The 14,973-nt window shown below is 60.4% G+C and carries 15 protein-coding genes; 5 read left to right on the top strand and 10 right to left on the bottom strand.

Translation table 11 applies throughout. The features are described from left to right. Nucleotides 1-24 precede the first annotated feature (24 nt). From AB1A62_RS05310 to AB1A62_RS05290, 5 genes are all read right to left on the bottom strand, one after another. Entirely contained in the window at nucleotides 25-1,869 is a 1,845-nt protein-coding gene (locus tag AB1A62_RS05310) for an ABC transporter ATP-binding protein (RefSeq protein ID WP_366660468.1), read from the bottom strand. Next, on the bottom strand, nucleotides 1,866-3,704 hold the full coding sequence (locus AB1A62_RS05305) for an ABC transporter ATP-binding protein (protein WP_366660466.1): 1,839 nt from the start codon (nucleotides 3,702-3,704) through the stop codon (nucleotides 1,866-1,868). Before AB1A62_RS05305 ends, AB1A62_RS05310 begins: the two co-directional genes overlap by 4 nt. Nucleotides 3,705-3,918: 214 nt before the next feature. Further along, complete coding sequence (locus AB1A62_RS05300; protein WP_366660464.1) at nucleotides 3,919-5,070, bottom strand: CCA tRNA nucleotidyltransferase; 1,152 nt, start codon at nucleotides 5,068-5,070, stop codon at nucleotides 3,919-3,921. Further along, on the bottom strand, nucleotides 5,070-5,678 hold the full coding sequence (locus AB1A62_RS05295) for a CoA pyrophosphatase (RefSeq protein WP_366660462.1): 609 nt from the start codon (nucleotides 5,676-5,678) through the stop codon (nucleotides 5,070-5,072). Before AB1A62_RS05295 ends, AB1A62_RS05300 begins: the two co-directional genes overlap by 1 nt. Further along, nucleotides 5,671-6,657, bottom strand: coding sequence for an Hsp33 family molecular chaperone HslO (locus tag AB1A62_RS05290; RefSeq protein WP_366660460.1), 987 nt, complete (start codon nucleotides 6,655-6,657; stop codon nucleotides 5,671-5,673). Before AB1A62_RS05290 ends, AB1A62_RS05295 begins: the two co-directional genes overlap by 8 nt. Before the next feature lie 77 nt (nucleotides 6,658-6,734). Between AB1A62_RS05290 and AB1A62_RS05285 the strand changes: the two genes are divergently transcribed. After that, the gene (locus AB1A62_RS05285) at nucleotides 6,735-7,178 is read left to right on the top strand and encodes an NUDIX hydrolase (RefSeq protein ID WP_366660458.1); all 444 of its coding nucleotides are present in this window, start codon (nucleotides 6,735-6,737) and stop codon (nucleotides 7,176-7,178) included. Nucleotides 7,179-7,235: 57 nt separating this feature from the next. Here the strand turns inward: AB1A62_RS05285 and AB1A62_RS05280 are convergent, their stop codons facing one another. Then, complete coding sequence (locus AB1A62_RS05280) at nucleotides 7,236-8,489, bottom strand: SpoIIE family protein phosphatase (protein ID WP_366660538.1); 1,254 nt, start codon at nucleotides 8,487-8,489, stop codon at nucleotides 7,236-7,238. 186 nt (nucleotides 8,490-8,675) lie between these two features. Between AB1A62_RS05280 and AB1A62_RS05275 the strand changes: the two genes are divergently transcribed. After that, nucleotides 8,676-8,999 (top strand): Hpt domain-containing protein, encoded by a 324-nt coding sequence (locus AB1A62_RS05275; RefSeq protein ID WP_366660456.1) that lies wholly within the window; start codon nucleotides 8,676-8,678, stop codon nucleotides 8,997-8,999. A gap of 11 nt (nucleotides 9,000-9,010) precedes the next feature. Here the strand turns inward: AB1A62_RS05275 and ilvA are convergent, their stop codons facing one another. Next, a complete protein-coding gene (gene ilvA / locus AB1A62_RS05270) occupies nucleotides 9,011-10,237 on the bottom strand; it encodes a threonine ammonia-lyase IlvA (RefSeq protein WP_366660454.1) in 1,227 nt (408 codons plus the stop codon). Nucleotides 10,238-10,309: 72 nt separating this feature from the next. After that, nucleotides 10,310-11,074 carry a hypothetical protein gene (locus tag AB1A62_RS05265; protein WP_366660452.1) on the bottom strand — a complete coding sequence of 255 codons (765 nt, stop codon included), beginning with the start codon at nucleotides 11,072-11,074 and terminating at the stop codon, nucleotides 10,310-10,312. Between the two features lie 138 nt (nucleotides 11,075-11,212). On the opposite strand from AB1A62_RS05265, the gene AB1A62_RS05260 reads away from it, so the two are divergent. The 3 genes from AB1A62_RS05260 to AB1A62_RS05250 all read left to right on the top strand — a co-directional run bounded on the left by AB1A62_RS05260 (nucleotide 11,213) and on the right by AB1A62_RS05250 (nucleotide 13,264). Beyond that, nucleotides 11,213-12,439: an argininosuccinate synthase gene (locus AB1A62_RS05260; protein WP_366660450.1), complete on the top strand. Its 1,227-nt coding sequence runs from the start codon at nucleotides 11,213-11,215 to the stop codon at nucleotides 12,437-12,439. Continuing rightward, a complete protein-coding gene (locus AB1A62_RS05255; protein ID WP_366660448.1) occupies nucleotides 12,436-12,900 on the top strand; it encodes a DUF1810 domain-containing protein in 465 nt (154 codons plus the stop codon). The genes AB1A62_RS05260 and AB1A62_RS05255 overlap by 4 nt, the downstream gene beginning before the upstream one ends. A gap of 79 nt (nucleotides 12,901-12,979) precedes the next feature. Next, nucleotides 12,980-13,264 carry an SCP2 sterol-binding domain-containing protein gene (locus tag AB1A62_RS05250; protein WP_366660446.1) on the top strand — a complete coding sequence of 95 codons (285 nt, stop codon included), beginning with the start codon at nucleotides 12,980-12,982 and terminating at the stop codon, nucleotides 13,262-13,264. Nucleotides 13,265-13,319: 55 nt separating this feature from the next. Here AB1A62_RS05250 and AB1A62_RS05245 read toward each other — a convergent pair whose 3' ends face one another. After that, entirely contained in the window at nucleotides 13,320-14,033 is a 714-nt protein-coding gene (locus AB1A62_RS05245; RefSeq protein ID WP_366660444.1) for an HAD family hydrolase, read from the bottom strand. Then, nucleotides 14,033-14,941, bottom strand: a complete 909-nt coding sequence (locus AB1A62_RS05240; RefSeq protein ID WP_366660442.1) for a D-amino acid aminotransferase — start codon at nucleotides 14,939-14,941, stop codon at nucleotides 14,033-14,035. Before AB1A62_RS05240 ends, AB1A62_RS05245 begins: the two co-directional genes overlap by 1 nt. Nucleotides 14,942-14,973 lie beyond the last annotated feature (32 nt).

Raw genomic sequence — 14,973 nt, 5'->3', positions numbered from 1 at the left:
CAAAAGTAAAATGCGCCAGTCAGGTTATTCAGCCGCCGCCTGCTCCTCGTCTGTGCAGATGAAACCGCCGGACTGTCGCGCCCAGAACTGGGCATAGAGGCCGCCCCTGGCCAGCAATTCGTCGTGGCTCCCGCTTTCGGCAACGCGGCCTTTCTCCATCACAATGATCCGGTCCATCTCGCTGAGCGTCGACAGCCGGTGAGCGATGGCCAGAACCGTCTTGCCTTCCATCACCCGGTGCAGCGCCGCCTGGATCGCGGCCTCAACCTCGGAGTCCAGCGCCGAGGTGGCTTCGTCCAGCACCAGAATGGGCGCGTCCTTGAGAATCGCGCGCGCCAGAGCAATCCGCTGCCGCTGACCGCCGGACAGTTTCACCCCGCGCTCTCCAAGAAAGGCATCATAGCCGGTGCGGCCCTGCCCGTCCTCCAGCTCGGAGATGAACTCATGCGCCTCAGCCTTCTGCGCCGCCGCGATCAGCTCTTCCTCTGAGGCATCCGGCCGCCCGTAGAGAATGTTCTCCCGCGCCGAGCGGTTGAACATGGCGGTTTCCTGGGTGACCATGCCGATCTCGCTGCGCAGAGAGTTCTGAGTGACAGTGGCAATATCCTGACCGTCGATCAGAATCCGGCCACTCTCCCCGTCATAGAGCCTGAGCAGCAGCGACACGAGCGTGGACTTCCCCGCCCCCGAGGCCCCGACGATGCCCAGCTTCTCGCCTGGATGAATGGTCAGATCGATCCCCTGCACCCCGCCGACATCGCGGCCATAGGCAAACTCCACCTGGTCAAAGACGATCTCGCCTTCGCTGACCTGCAGCGGTTTGGCATCGGGCTTGTCCTCGACCCTATCGCGGACCGACAGAGTCTTCATGCCGTTCTCGATCTCACCCACATTGGAATAAATCGCCATCAGCGTGAAGCTGACCCAACCGGTCATTTGGGCGATGCGGATCGAAACCGCACCGGCCGCCACGATGTCGCCTTCGGTCGCCGTGCCCGACTGCCACAGAAACAGCGTCGCACCGATCAGCAGCACCGGCAGGACACCCGCCAGGCACATCAGGCAGAACCGGAAGCTGGCGGAGAGGTAGCCGAAATGCAGTGACTTGTCGCGGAACCGCACCATGGCGTCCTGGGCGGTACGTTCCTCGTGATCGGCATGGGCAAACAGCTTCACCGTCTTGATGTTAGTGATCGAGTCGACCACCTGTCCGGTCACCATCGCCCGCGCCCCGGCCCGCGCCCCGGAGCGTTTGCGGATGCGCGGCAGGAACCACCGGATCAGCGCGAAATAGGCGATCAGCCAAACCAGAAACACGCCGGTGATGCGCCAGTCAATAGAACCTAACAAGGCCAAAGAACCCGCAAGAGACGCCAGCGCAAAGGCCACCACGTTGATCATCTCAGTGGTTACGGAGGTGACGGCGGTTGCCGTCTGCATCTGCTTCTGAGCGATCCGGCCGGCAAAATCATCGTCAAAGAACCGCACCGACTGGCCCAGCGTCCAGCGGTTCAGCCGCGACAGCACCAGCGGGTTCACATTGGGCTGCACGACGATGGCGTTGGAGGCCGCAGACAGGCCGAACAGAACAGGGCGCACAAACAGGAAGAAGCCCAGCGCCAATGCGATCACCGCCACATTGCCGGCCGAGAAGAACTGCTCCGGCCCGCTGGCGATGGCGGTGTCGATGACCATCCCCAGGATAAAGGCGGTGCCCGCCTCCATCCCGCCGGCCAGCGCCGAGAAAGCCGCAGCCAGCAGCAGCATCGGCCAGGCCCCGGCCAGGCACCAGCGCAGGAAGGCCCCCAGCCGCTGCGGCGGCGGGCCCTCTGCCGGGCGGAAGGCGTCGATCAGGTTGCCTATGTTCATTCTGCTGCCTCGATGTTCAGGAAGCCGCCGGACTGGCGCGCCCACAGCTGTGCATAAAGCCCCTGCGCCTGCAATAGCGCCTCATGCGAGCCTTCTTCAACTATACGGCCCTGATCCATCACAAGGATACGGTCCATCTGCGCAATGGTGGACAGCCGATGTGCAATGGCAATCACCGTCTTGCCCTGCATCATCCCATAAAGCGTTTCCTGAATCGCCGCCTCGACCTCGGAGTCCAACGCCGAGGTGGCCTCGTCCAGCACCAGGATCGGCGCATCCTTCAGGATCACCCTTGCCAGTGTAACCCGCTGGCGTTGACCACCTGACAATTTTACACCGCGCTCCCCCACGTGGGCGTCATACCCCTTGCGCCCCTGCGGGTCCTCCAGATCCAGAATGAACTCATGCGCCTGCGCCTGTTTGGCAGCGGCGATCATCTGTTCCTCTGTGGCATCCGGACGTCCGTACAGCAGGTTGTCCCGCACAGAGCGGTGCATCAGCGCGCTGTCCTGCTGGACCATGCCGATGCGGCTGCGCAAACTATCCTGTGTCACTGCCCGGATGTCCTGGCCGTCTATTAAGATCTGGCCGCTCTCGACGTCATAGAACCGCAGGAGCAGCTTCACCAGGGTCGATTTTCCTGCGCCAGAGCGCCCGATCAGTCCGACTTTCTCCCCCGGCTGGATGGTCAGACTGATCCGGTCGAGCCCACCCGCTTCGCGCCCGTAGTGGTGAGAGAGGTTTCGCAGCTGGATCTCGCCCTTGGTCAGCTTCAGCGACTCCGCATTCGCGGCATCCACCAGGTCGATGGGCTGGGCGATGGTTTCCATCCCCTCAGCCACAACCCCCAGCTGGCGGAAGAAGGAGGTCAGCGCCCACATGATCCAGCCGGTCATTGCGTTCAGCCGCAGGGTCAGCGCCGTGGCCGCCGCCACCAGCCCGACCGACGCCGTACCTTGCACCCACAACATCACGGCCCAGCCGACCACACCGACAATCAGCAGCCCGTTCAGCGTAACCAGCGTTGCATCCATGATGGTGAAGATGCGCATCTCCGTCTGAAACGTCTTGCGGGTGTTCTCGATCGCATCGCGCGCATAGGTCAGTTCCCGGTCGTGATGCGCAAACATCTTCACCGAGTGGATGTTGGAGTAGCTGTCGACAACACGCCCCGTCACGGTCGAGCGTGCGTCAGACGAAGCCTGGCTGGCCGGCCCGACCCGTTTGACTGTCCACATCACCAGCAGCGCATAAAGCGCAAACCACACCGCCAGCGGCAGCATCAGCCGTACGTCCGCGACCCACAGCAGAACCGCCGCCCCGGCCAGATAGGCCAGCGAAAAGGTGATGGCATCAAAGACCTGAAAGATCACCTCCCCCGCGGCAGGCGGGGTTTGCATGATCCGGTTGGCAATCCGGCCGGCAAAATCATTCTCGAACCAGCCCACCGACTGGCGCAGCACGTGCTTGTGCGCCCGCCAGCGGATCAATGTGCCGTAGTTCGGCAGGATGGCGTTGTTCAGAAGCACAACATCCAGGAACTGGATCAGCGGCCGCACTAACAGGATGAACAGGGCGACCAGGATCAGCTCGGTGCCGTGATTTTCCCAAACTTGCGCCGGCGTCCCGGCCATCAGGTCCACAACCCGGCCCATGTAATAGATCAGGCCCACCTCGATCGCGGCGACAATAACCGACATCAGCGCAGTCAGCACAAAGATCTTTTTGAATGGCTTGGAGTAGTCGCGCAAGAACGGCCACAGCCGCGTCGGCGGCGTGTTGGTTTCCGGATAGGCGCAATAAGGGTCAATTAGGTTTTCAAAAAAGCGAAACATGCGGGTGCTCCAAGAGTTCGAGCAAATCGGAATACAGATGAAGACAGCGGGCCGCCCAAGGCTCCCACGTCACACGGGGCAAGGTCTCAGGCGTTAAAGAAACCAGATCCCGTAATACATCAGCATTCCTCCGTCATGTGGTGGCTGCCTTATGGCTACGCAAGATTTGCCGTTTTGTCACCCCCCAAGGTTGTGACGCTGCTGACACCCCTTGTCAGCGAAGAGAGCCCAGCAGCTCCTCGCGGCTAAGGGTAAAACCTGACGCAAGCCAGTCGGCTTCCATTTTCTTCAACGCCGCGCCCAGCTCCGGCCCCTTCAAATTTGGCAAAAGATCCCGCGCTTTCACCGGAAACTTGGCATTGGCGCCCAGCTCAATATCAGTCTCTAAACTTGGGGAAAGCGGCTGTTCCAGCAGGGCCGCGCGCAGCAGAAGCGCATCCAGCGCCTTCTCCGCACCCAACCGGTACCCCAGCTCCCCTGCCCCCGCAGTACCGGCGGCCGCCTCCCGTATCGTTGCCAGATGAGAAGCCTGGGCCTTGCTCAAGCGCAGCTCTTCCTGAAGACCCTCCCCGCCCAGCGCGGCAAGGCGGCGGATGCCAGAAGCCGCCCGGCCTGCCTCCAAGTGTATCAGCGGTGCAAGGGAACGGTCATCGGCCCCAGGCAGAATCTGTGCCAGTACGCCAGCCTGCCGCATTGCTGCAACCGAGGGCGCCGGATCGGGTGCTGCCAGCAATTTCAACAGCTCCGCCCCCACCCGCTCCTTGGACAGAGAGACCAGCCCGTCCAGGTTGGCTGCTATCGCTCCTAGCGCATCCGCGTCAAAACCCTCTGCGTGATCGCCGTACCAGGCATGAAAGCGGAAATACCGCAAGCTGCGCAGGTAATCTTCGCGGATCCGGTTTTCCGCGGTGCCGATGAACCGCACTCGGCGCCTGGCGAGATCCGCCAGCCCGCCCAGCGGGTCGACGACTTCGCCATCCGGACGCGCATAAATCGCATTCATCGTGAAATCGCGGCGGCGGGCATCCTCGGCGATATCGGTGGAATACGCCACCACGGCCCGGCGGCCATCGGTCGCCACATCCTTGCGGAAAGTGGTGATTTCATGCGGGATGCCGTTCTTTACCAGTGTCACGGTGCCATGGTCGATCCCTGTCGGCACCGCCTTGATCCCGGCACGGGCAGCCAGCTCCATCACCTGCTCCGGCCGCGCATCCGTGGCGATGTCCATATCTGAGACCGGTTCACCCAGCAGTGAATTGCGCACGCAGCCTCCGACAAACAGCACCTGCGCGCCATCCGCAGTGACAGCCTCACACACCGCCTGAGTTGCCCGGTCCTTCAACCAGGGCTGATTTATCCGCATTATTGCTCCATCCGTGCCGCAAGCCCGCGCAGCATACGCGCGGTGGCGCCCCAGATATAGTAGGGGCCATAGGGCACGGTATAATAGCGGCGGCGGGTGCCGCGCCAGCGGCGGGATTCGATGATGTAGTTCTCAAGGCCCAAAACATGGTCAAGAGGCACGGAAAACACTTCCGCCACCTCACCGGCTTCCGGCCGCGCGGCAAAGCTTTCCTGGATCAGCGCAACAACCGGGGTCACTGCAAACCCGGTGACCGTTTCATGCTCCGGCAGGCAGCCGATGATCCTGGGCAAGTCGGGTGGCAGGCCGATCTCTTCCCAGGCTTCCCTCAGCGCTGCGGCACAGGCATCCTTGTCGCCCGCGTCCACCTTGCCGCCAGGAAAGGCGATCTGCCCTGGATGGTGTTTCAGCGCCGAGGACCGTTTGGTCAGAATCAGCCGCGGCGCGCCCGAACCTATGGAGACCGCTACCAGCACACCGGCAGGGCGCAGCTTGCGCCCCTCCGGCAGCACCGTACCCGGGTTCAGATCAAAATCAGACGAGCCGCCGCCCTGACGTTTCAAGGCGGCGGCAATCCGCTCCCTCAGATCCTTGGCAGGTTCACTCACTGGGCGGGTTTTCCGCATCAAACCCTACGCTCGACGGATCCAGGTCGTAATGCGCTCCGCAGAACTGGCAGTCGGCAGTCACCCGGCCGTCGTCGGTGGTCATCTTCTCGATGTCCTTGGCTGAATAGATCGACAAGCTTTGCCGCACCCGGTCCTCTGAGCAGGTGCAGCCAAACCGCACCGGCTGGGTGTCGTAGACCCGCGGTTGTTCCTCGTGAAACAACCGGATCAGCAGTTCGGTGGGTGTAACCGACGGGCCGATCAGTTCCAGTTCTTCTACCGTACTCAGCAGCGTAGTGGCCCGGTTCCAATTTTCTTCTTCATCCCCGGACACCAGATCGCTTGCCTGCAGAACTTCGCCGGACCCTTCGCCCTGTGCCGCAAACGGAGAAGCCTTTGGCATGCTTTGCAGCATTACGCCGCCCGCACGCCAGTGCTCAGCCACTCCAGGCTCCGCCGATTTTCCGAAGCTCAGCTTGAACATGGTCGGCAGCTGTTCGGACTGCGCGAAATAGGCCTCTGCACACGCGCTCAACGATCCGCCGGACAGCGGCGTGATACCCTGATAAGGTTGTGTGCCGTTGCCCTGATCGATCAGAATGGCGAAATACCCCTCGCCCACTTGGTCAAAGGGATTGCCGTCCGTCAGACGGTCACGGTCAAAGCTCGCATAAGCGCGAATCTGGCCGATCTCACCTTCCTTTTGCGGCGCGTAGTAGTCGGTTGCGATCATCCGAACCGCGCCCTTGGACTGCACCTGCAGCGACAGTTTCCAGCGCAGCGCGACCGTCTGGCCGATCAGCGCCGTCAGCAGGGCCATTTCAGCGACCAGCGCCTCGACCACTGGCGGGTAATCATGCTGTTTCAGAATACCATCCAGCACACCGTCCAGCCGCGCCACGCGGCCGCGCATGTCGGATGCATCAAGCTGGAAGGGCAGGACGGTGTCGTCCCACGCGATTTTCGAACCAATGGTCATGGGGTTTCCTTACGCGCCGGGGATTGGCATACCGGGGCTATATAGGAGAAACGACACCAGAGTGAAGGGGCCGGCCCGTGATCAGGCGATTTGGCGAAATTCCCCAGAAAGGGAAGCGCTACCGGATGCGCCCCGGTGCCTATGCCCTGCTGCCGCGTGACGGAAAGCTTTTGATCACCTGCCAGTATGATCCGCACCCTGATCTTCAACTGCCGGGTGGCGGCATTGATCCGGGCGAATCACCGATCCCCGCCCTGCACCGCGAGGTGTATGAGGAAACCGGCTGGAAAATCTCGGCCCCGCGAAAACTGGGCGTCTTCAGGCGCTTTGCCTACATGCCGGAATATGATCTCTGGGCAGAAAAGCTGTGCCACATCTATATGGCCCGGCCGCTGCGCCGGATCGGCCCGCCAGCGGAACAGGGGCATGAGGCGCTTTGGATAGGTCCGCAGGAAGCTGCAGCCCGCCTGGGCAACGCTGGCGACCGTCATTTTGCCGCCCAGCTTGCAGCCCGCATGTAGCAAGAAGCACAAAATCCCGGCCGCAACCAGGACATCAGAGAACGCAGCTGGAACTTGTTATGGGCCTTGGTACTCGAACAAGGTAGCTGAAACGTCATCCTCCAGCCCATGTTCCTTGCTCATCATCTGGGTCAAATGCCAATAGAGATCGTCAAGGAACTCCTTGCCGTTCTGCTCCGGCCCGCACTTCTGGACCAGGTCCAGAAGACCTTCGGGCTCCAGCATCGACCCGTCTTGCAAACGCGCTTCTGTAAAACCGTCTGAAAACAGCAGCAGGCGGTCGCCCCGCTCCATCGTGAACTCTTCCTGGCTGTAGCCGATATCCGGCACCAGGCCGACGGGAACGCCACCCTTGCCGATGAATTCCAACTCGCCGTTCTTGCGCATCAGCAGCGGGTGCGGGTGGCCGGCCTGCACCATCTTGACGACCCCGCTGCGCAGGTCAGCGATGCAGTAAGCCATCGTAAAATATTCTTCGATACCGGTATCAGCAATCAGGCGTGCATTGAGAAGGCTGGCCACTTCCTCCGGCTGGCGCAGGGCATAGAACCGGTTAAAGCGCTTCTCCATCCCGACATTCTGGTCGAAATAGTTGGAAGACAGGTAGCCCCCCAATCGCGCCGTCATCATTGCAGAGGTGATGCCATGGCCGGACACGTCAATCGAATAGAAGCCGATTCGGTTCACACCAGGGGAGAACATCCCGACCAGATCACCGCCGATATGGCCACAGGGTTTCAGCAGCAGGCTGACTGTTGAAGAACCGAAATCCTTGGACAGTTCCGGCACCAGAGATTCCTGGATCTTGCGGGCCTGGATCAAATCCTTGTCAATCGCGTCATAAACCCGCTGCAACTCACCCAGGGTTTCAGACACGATACGGTTCTTCTCGGAGAGTTCCCGCTGCATCCGCAAGATCCGCTCGCCCGCGGAGATCCGCGCCCGCAGTTCATCCGAACTGACCGGTTTGGTCAGGAAGTCATCGGCACCAGCATCAAGTCCCTCGGCCACCTCGTTTTTTTCGCTCTTGGACGTCAGCAGGATGAAGTAGGCATAATCTTCACTGGCTCGGGCGCGGAACGCGCGGCAGAACTCCAGCCCGTTCATGCCCGGCATCATCCAGTCGCTGAGAATCAGATCAGGGGTTTCCTGCTGGCAGATCTCCATCGCTGCCTCGCCGCTGTCGGCCTCGACAACTTCGAATCCCCACTTCTTGAGCGATGCCACAAGGATACGTCTTTGCAGGCGGCTGTCGTCCACAACCAGCACACGGCGTATTGATCCGGCCACTGTCTGGTCCTCGTCGTCCATCGAACTTTTTGGCAGCACCGAAGGCACCTCACAAATGGCAAAATCAGAAGATCTTGTGATACTATCGGTCCAGAGATTTAACAGGCGGTGAAGCCTAAAATTTGAGCTTCCTCCTTTATTTCACCATATTTTTACTGCAATCAACTTAAGAAGTGCGCACAGCGAAAGATCGTAAGGAAGTATCACATGATTGACTGGCCACGCGTGACCGAGCTGCGCGAAGAAGTGGGCGCCGAGGACTTCGGGGAAGTTGTTGAAATATTTCTGGAAGAGGTCGAAGAAGTAATCGGCAAGCTGGAAGGCGGCGACCGCGGTCAGCTTGAGCAGGACCTGCACTTCCTGAAAGGCAGCGCGCTCAACCTTGGCTTCGACGAATTTTCCACGATGTGCCTGGATGGCGAGCGGAAGTCTGCACAAGGCGAAGCGGGGGGTGTCGATATCCCTGCCATCGTCGCCAATTTCCAAGCGTCCAAGTCCGCGTTTCTGACCGGCCTGTCCGAGAAGTTCTGACGCCGCCGCCGTCAGATCACGAACTGCGCCAGTGTCTCGTCCCGGGTGATGTCCGTGTAGGTCATCCCGGCAGCATCCAGACGCGCAAACAACTGCTCGAAGTTTTCCGGCCGTTTGGTTTCGATCCCGATCAGAACTGAGCCAAAATTGCGGGCTGACTTCTTCATATACTCAAAGCGGGCGATATCGTCCTCCGGCCCCAGGATGCCGAGGAATTCCTTCAGTGCGCCGGGCCGTTGCGGCAGCCGCAGAATGAAATACTTCTTCACCCCCGAGTAGCGCTGCGCACGTTCTTTGACCTCGGGCAACCGTTCGAAATCGAAATTCCCGCCGGAGGTAACGCAAACGACGGCCTTCCCGCGGATCCATGAGCGTACATCCTGTAGCGCCTCAACTGACAGCGCGCCGGCAGGCTCCAGCACGATGCCCTCGACGTTCAGCATCTCAATTATGGTGGCGCAGATCCGGTCTTCGGAGATCGCCAGAACATCTGGCAGCGGCACGTCTTTCAGGATGTCAAAGGGCAAATCGCCTATCCGCCCCACCGCGGCGCCATCCACAAAGGTATCGACAGTATCCAACGGCACCGGCTTGCCCGCCGCCAGCGCCGCACGCAGGCAGGCGCCGCCGTCGGGTTCGACAAACAGGCTGTGCACCTCATCGCCAAACCACGATGAAACGCCTGCAGACATGCCACCGCCGCCAACCGGCAGCAGCACGTGATCAGGCGCCTTGCCCAGCTGTTCCTCAATCTCCACCGCGATGGAGGCCTGGCCTTCGATCACATCGGCATCGTCAAAGGGCGACAGGAAATGACCGCCCTCCTGGGCGCACCATTCCTGCGCTGCGGCCAGGCAGACGTCGAAGTAATCCCCGACCAAATGGATCTCAATATTGGCGCCGCCGAACATCCGGGTCTTCTGGATTTTCTGCTGCGGCGTGGTGACGGGCATAAAAATCACGCCGCGCTTGCCCATGTGGCGGCACATGAAGGCGACGCCCTGGGCGTGATTGCCTGCCGAGGCACAGACAAACAGCTCCTGATCCGGCTGCTTGCGCATCGCGTTCAGCGCACCGCGGATCTTGTAGGAGCGGACCGGGCTCAGATCCTCGCGCTTAAGGTAGATGTCGGCACCGAAGCGCTCCGACAGATGCACATTGCGCTGCAGCGGCGTTGCGGGGAACACATCGCGCATCGCCTGCTCGGCGGCGCGGGCCTGGGTCTTGAAATCGCTCATGTATCCTTCAGTGGCGCAAGCCCGCCTCCAAGGCAAGAGGCGGGAGACAAGCATACATAAGAATACCGGCAATCAAACCGGGCGGCCCTCGACGTAGTGACCGTAAAGGGTGGTCAAAAGGCTGATGTTCAGCAACGCCAGGGCAGCAGACACGAGGATTGAAACACCGGCAGCAAGAGTTGGGGATGCAGCTAGGGATTCGGCAATGAATTGGGCTGCGTATTGTGCGGCAACCATTATGGCAGCAAGCCCCAGAAGGTCGCCAAAGGCGTTTCCGGTGTAATTCCAAGCTGCGCGCAATCCCATGTCCGCGCCCAGGGCTGCCGCAGGCAGGATTACTGAAAGCCTGAGAACAAGATAGGTGATGAAGATCGCAATCGGCAGATTGATCAACTGCAGGGCAGCCGGTCCTGCTCCGCTGAGCATTGTCGTCAGCAGAAGCACCACCAGCAACACAGGGATCATCAAACAGATAAGTACCAGCGCAATCTGCACAGAACGTCCGAAATAGGCCATCACCCGGCTACCTTCCAGGCGCGGCAGCCAGCCTTGCGGCGTTTCCTCCAGCAGAACAAAGCGGTGCCAGGCCACCACGCTCCACATCCCGACCAAAAGCGAGAGAACGATAACTAAAAACAACGGGCCGCTTAAGCCTGAGTTCTCCGGCAACTGAGTTACTGCACCCCATTGCAAAATTTCCCACAGGCCAGTCATTCTCAAAAACGTCGCAAACAGTGCGACTATCAGCAGCGTGGGAACCAGAAACACGCGCAGCATATCGCCAAAGTTCCGTACAAGCATTCCGACCGAATGGCTGAACAGCGCCCAAGGTTTCATGAAAATCCGCTCCAGTTTTGAAAATCTTGTCAGGCGCGGACCATAGTTGCCGCCGGCTTGGCGTGAAACCCCGGAAAACCTTGCCCTTGCGTCCAAAACCCGGTACGCCGCAGGCGTTCTGACCTGAGAGGGAATTCCATGTCCGCGCCCAAGAAAGTTGTGCTCGCCTATTCCGGCGGCCTCGACACCTCGATCATCCTGAAATGGCTGCAGACCGAATACGGCTGCGAAGTTGTCACCTTCACCGCCGATCTCGGCCAGGGCGAAGAGCTGGAGCCCGCCCGCAAGAAAGCGGAGATGCTGGGCATCAAGCCGGAAAACATCTTCATCGAAGATGTGCGCGAGGAATTTGTCCGCGACTTCGTGTTCCCGATGTTCCGCGCCAATGCGGTTTACGAGGGTCTCTACCTGCTCGGCACCTCCATTGCCCGCCCTCTGATCTCCAAGCGTCTGGTCGAGATCGCTGAACAGACTGGCGCCGATGCCGTCGCCCATGGCGCCACCGGCAAGGGTAATGACCAGGTCCGTTTCGAACTGGCGGCCTACGCGCTGAACCCCGAAATCAAGGTGATCGCCCCCTGGCGCGAGTGGGACCTGTCCTCGCGCACCAAGCTGCTGGAGTTTGCCGAGGCGCACCAGATTCCGATTGCCAAGGACAAGCGCGGCGAAGCCCCCTTCTCGGTCGATGCCAACCTGCTGCACACCTCCTCCGAAGGTAAAGTTCTGGAAGACCCCGCGGAAATGGCGCCCGATTACGTCTACCAGCGCACCGTGCACCCCGAGGAAGCACCCGACACCCCGGAATTCATCGAGATCACCTTTGAAAAGGGCGACCCGATTGCGATCAACGGCGAAGCCATGTCGCCGGCGACCATCCTGACCGAACTGAACGAATACGGCCGCAAGCACGGCATCGGCCGCCTCGACCTGGTCGAAGGCCGTTTTGTCGGCATGAAGTCCCGCGGCATTTACGAAACCCCGGGCGGCACCATCCTGCTGGAAGCCCACCGCGGCATCGAATCCATCACCATGGACCGCGGCGCGATGCACCTGAAGGACCAGCTGATGCCGCAGTACGCAGAGCTGATCTATAACGGCTTCTGGTACTCGCCGGAGCGCGAAATGCTGCAAGCCGCCATCGACAAGAGCCAGGAGTTCGTCTCCGGCACCGTGCGCGTGAAGCTCTACAAAGGCTTGGCATCCACCGTTGGCCGCTGGTCGGACAACTCGCTCTACTCGGAGGCACATGTGACCTTCGAGGAAGACGCCGGCGCCTACGACCAGAAGGACGCCGCAGGCTTCATCCAGCTGAACGCTCTGCGTCTCAAACTGCTGGCCGCCCGCGAGCGCCGGATCAAGAAGTGAGTGATCACGACGGCATAGATGGCGAATTCCAGGACGATTTCGCGGAAGAGCTGGATATGTTCGTCGAAGCTCAGGACACCGTCTGGGCGGCTGTCCTGAGCGAACTCTCTGCAGGTCAGAAGACGAGCCACTGGATGTGGTTCGTCTTTCCCCAACTGGCTGAGCTTGGCCGCTCCCATATGGCGCAGCTTTACGGGATCGAAGACCTGGCCGAGGCCACAGCCTATTTGAACCACGAGATACTGCGCGCCCGACTGGTCGAGGTCAGTCGGCTGATGCTGTCTCATCAGGGCGCGGATGCCGCGCAAATCCTTGGCGGCATCGACGCCAAGAAACTGCGCTCCTCGATGACGCTGTTTGCCGCCGTTCCCGGCGCGCCGGCGGAATTCCAAGAGGTTCTGGATGCTTTTTACGGGGGCCAGCCTTGCCCGCTGACCAAGGCCGCGCTTGCCGCAGCGTAACCTTTCCGCCTCTCCCGCGGTCAATCTTGCCCGGTTTTATCTCTCTGCCTAACCCTCTGGCAAAGCGAGGGAGGACGAAATGGCATTGGACGATATTGCGGCTGGAATCCGGGACGGACTGGCCGGAAAGAGTTTCGACGGATCACTGAAGTTCGATTGCGGACCCGACGGTGTGATTGTCCTGCTGGATGGAAGTGCCAGCACAGACGACCGCGAAACGGACTGCACGCTGAGGTTGTCGGCTGAAAATCTGCAGAAGCTGCTGACCGGAAACCTCAATCCGATGACAGCCGTCATGATGGGCAAGATCAAAATTTCCGGCGACATGGGCGTCGCCATGAAACTGAGCAAGCTGATCGGCTGACCCGCTTTCTCCGGCTGCAGGTGTCCAGGCCCAAAGGGTAATGCCCCTCCGCCGGTCAGATCTTTGCAGCCTTCATCTGCTCGTAATATGGCATCGCAGCCTGCAATACCGGCTGCAGTTCTTCGGGCACTTCAGGCAGACGGCCTTCCGGGCCGGCGAAACCGGTTGAAGTCCAGACTGCTCCATACCAATGGGTGGCCCAGACGCCGTCATCCTTGTGCCCGCCCTTGGGCCAGCTAAGCATCTTAGGTGAATACGGCACGCCAATCCTCTCGCACAGCTGCTCCAGCTTGGCAGCCGGGTTCTCGCGGATGTCATGGCTGTCCACCACAACCGGCACCTGTCCCCAGCCGCGCACCAGATCAAACAGCTCTGCCTGCTGGCGGAAGCCTATGTCCTCCAGCACCGGATTCTCCCGTTTTGCCGCATAAGAGGCGATCACCCGTGCCGGGTGCCGGATCAGAAAGACATTGGTGACATCCCGCATCCATTCACGCGGAACGCCTGGGATCATGTGCTGCGTCATGTGTTTCTGGTAGTAGAACGGCTTGGCGGCCGGCACCGGCCCCAACAGTGTGTGCGCCACGGTCTCAGGATCCTGCGGCTGGCTTTCCAGGATTTCCGCACGCATCGGATGATTGAGGCCTGTCATAGCCAGATATGCCGCATAAAACGGCTCATCCACAACGGCGCAATCTCCGCGGTTGCCAAAAGCATACATCATCGCCGTCGACAGGTTCCTTGGCCCGGACCACATGGCAATCCGCATCAGGCGCACTCCTTCTCGATCAGCGCCTTGTAGAGGCCGCGGATATGCTCTGTCACGGGACCCATCTGACCGCTGCCGATCTGCCGCCCATCAATGCTGCCCACCGGGGTTTGCGCGCCAAACGTCCCGGTGAGAAAGGCCTCATCCGCACCATAAGTATCAACAAGAGAGTAGTTCCGCTCGTAGACCGGAATGCAGTTATCGCGGCAAAGATCAATTACTTTCTGCCGGGTGATACCGTTCATGCAGTAGTCACCGGTGGAAGTCCAAACCGCCCCTTTTCGGACGATGAAGAAGTTGCAGGCGTTGGTGGTGTTCACAAAGCCATTCACATCCAGCATCAGCGCCTCGTCCGCGCCAGCCTTCTCTGCCGCGATACAGGCGAGAATGCAATTCAGCTTGGAATGGGAGTTGAGCTTGGGATCTTGTGTCATCGGCAGCCCGCGGAGATGCGGCACCGTTGCCAGCTTGATCGGCCGCGGCAGGTTGGGGCGCGAATGCTCCATGATAATGGTCATCGTCGGCCCCTGGCGCGACAGAGAAGGATGCTGGAACGGGCGGGTTTTAACACCGCGCGTGACCATCAGGCGGGCATGAGCGTCCGAAGTCATCCCATTGGCCTTTTGTGTCTCTAACAAAGCGCTCTTGACACCATCCCGGTCCAAGCCGATGTCCAGATCAATGGCCTTGGCTGCTTCAAACAGGCGGTCAAGATGTTCATCCATGAAGGCCCAGGTGCCATTGTACAGCCGCAGCCCCTCCCAAACGCCGTCGCCCAGCATGAAACCGCTGTCATAAACGCTGACCTTGGCCTCAGCCTTGGGAACGATTTCACCATTCAGATAAATCAGGATCGCTTCGTTGCGCTGATCTTCTTCGGCCTGGTGGGTGCTCATCTTGTCGGTCATGGAATCCTCCTTGGCCGGCACGTTAGTAATAC

Source organism: Leisingera sp. JC11, assembly GCF_040704725.1.
Classification (GTDB): Bacteria; Pseudomonadota; Alphaproteobacteria; order Rhodobacterales; family Rhodobacteraceae; genus Leisingera.
The sequence above is the reverse complement of the archived record's forward strand: the minus strand, read 5'-3'. Positions and strand labels throughout refer to the sequence as shown.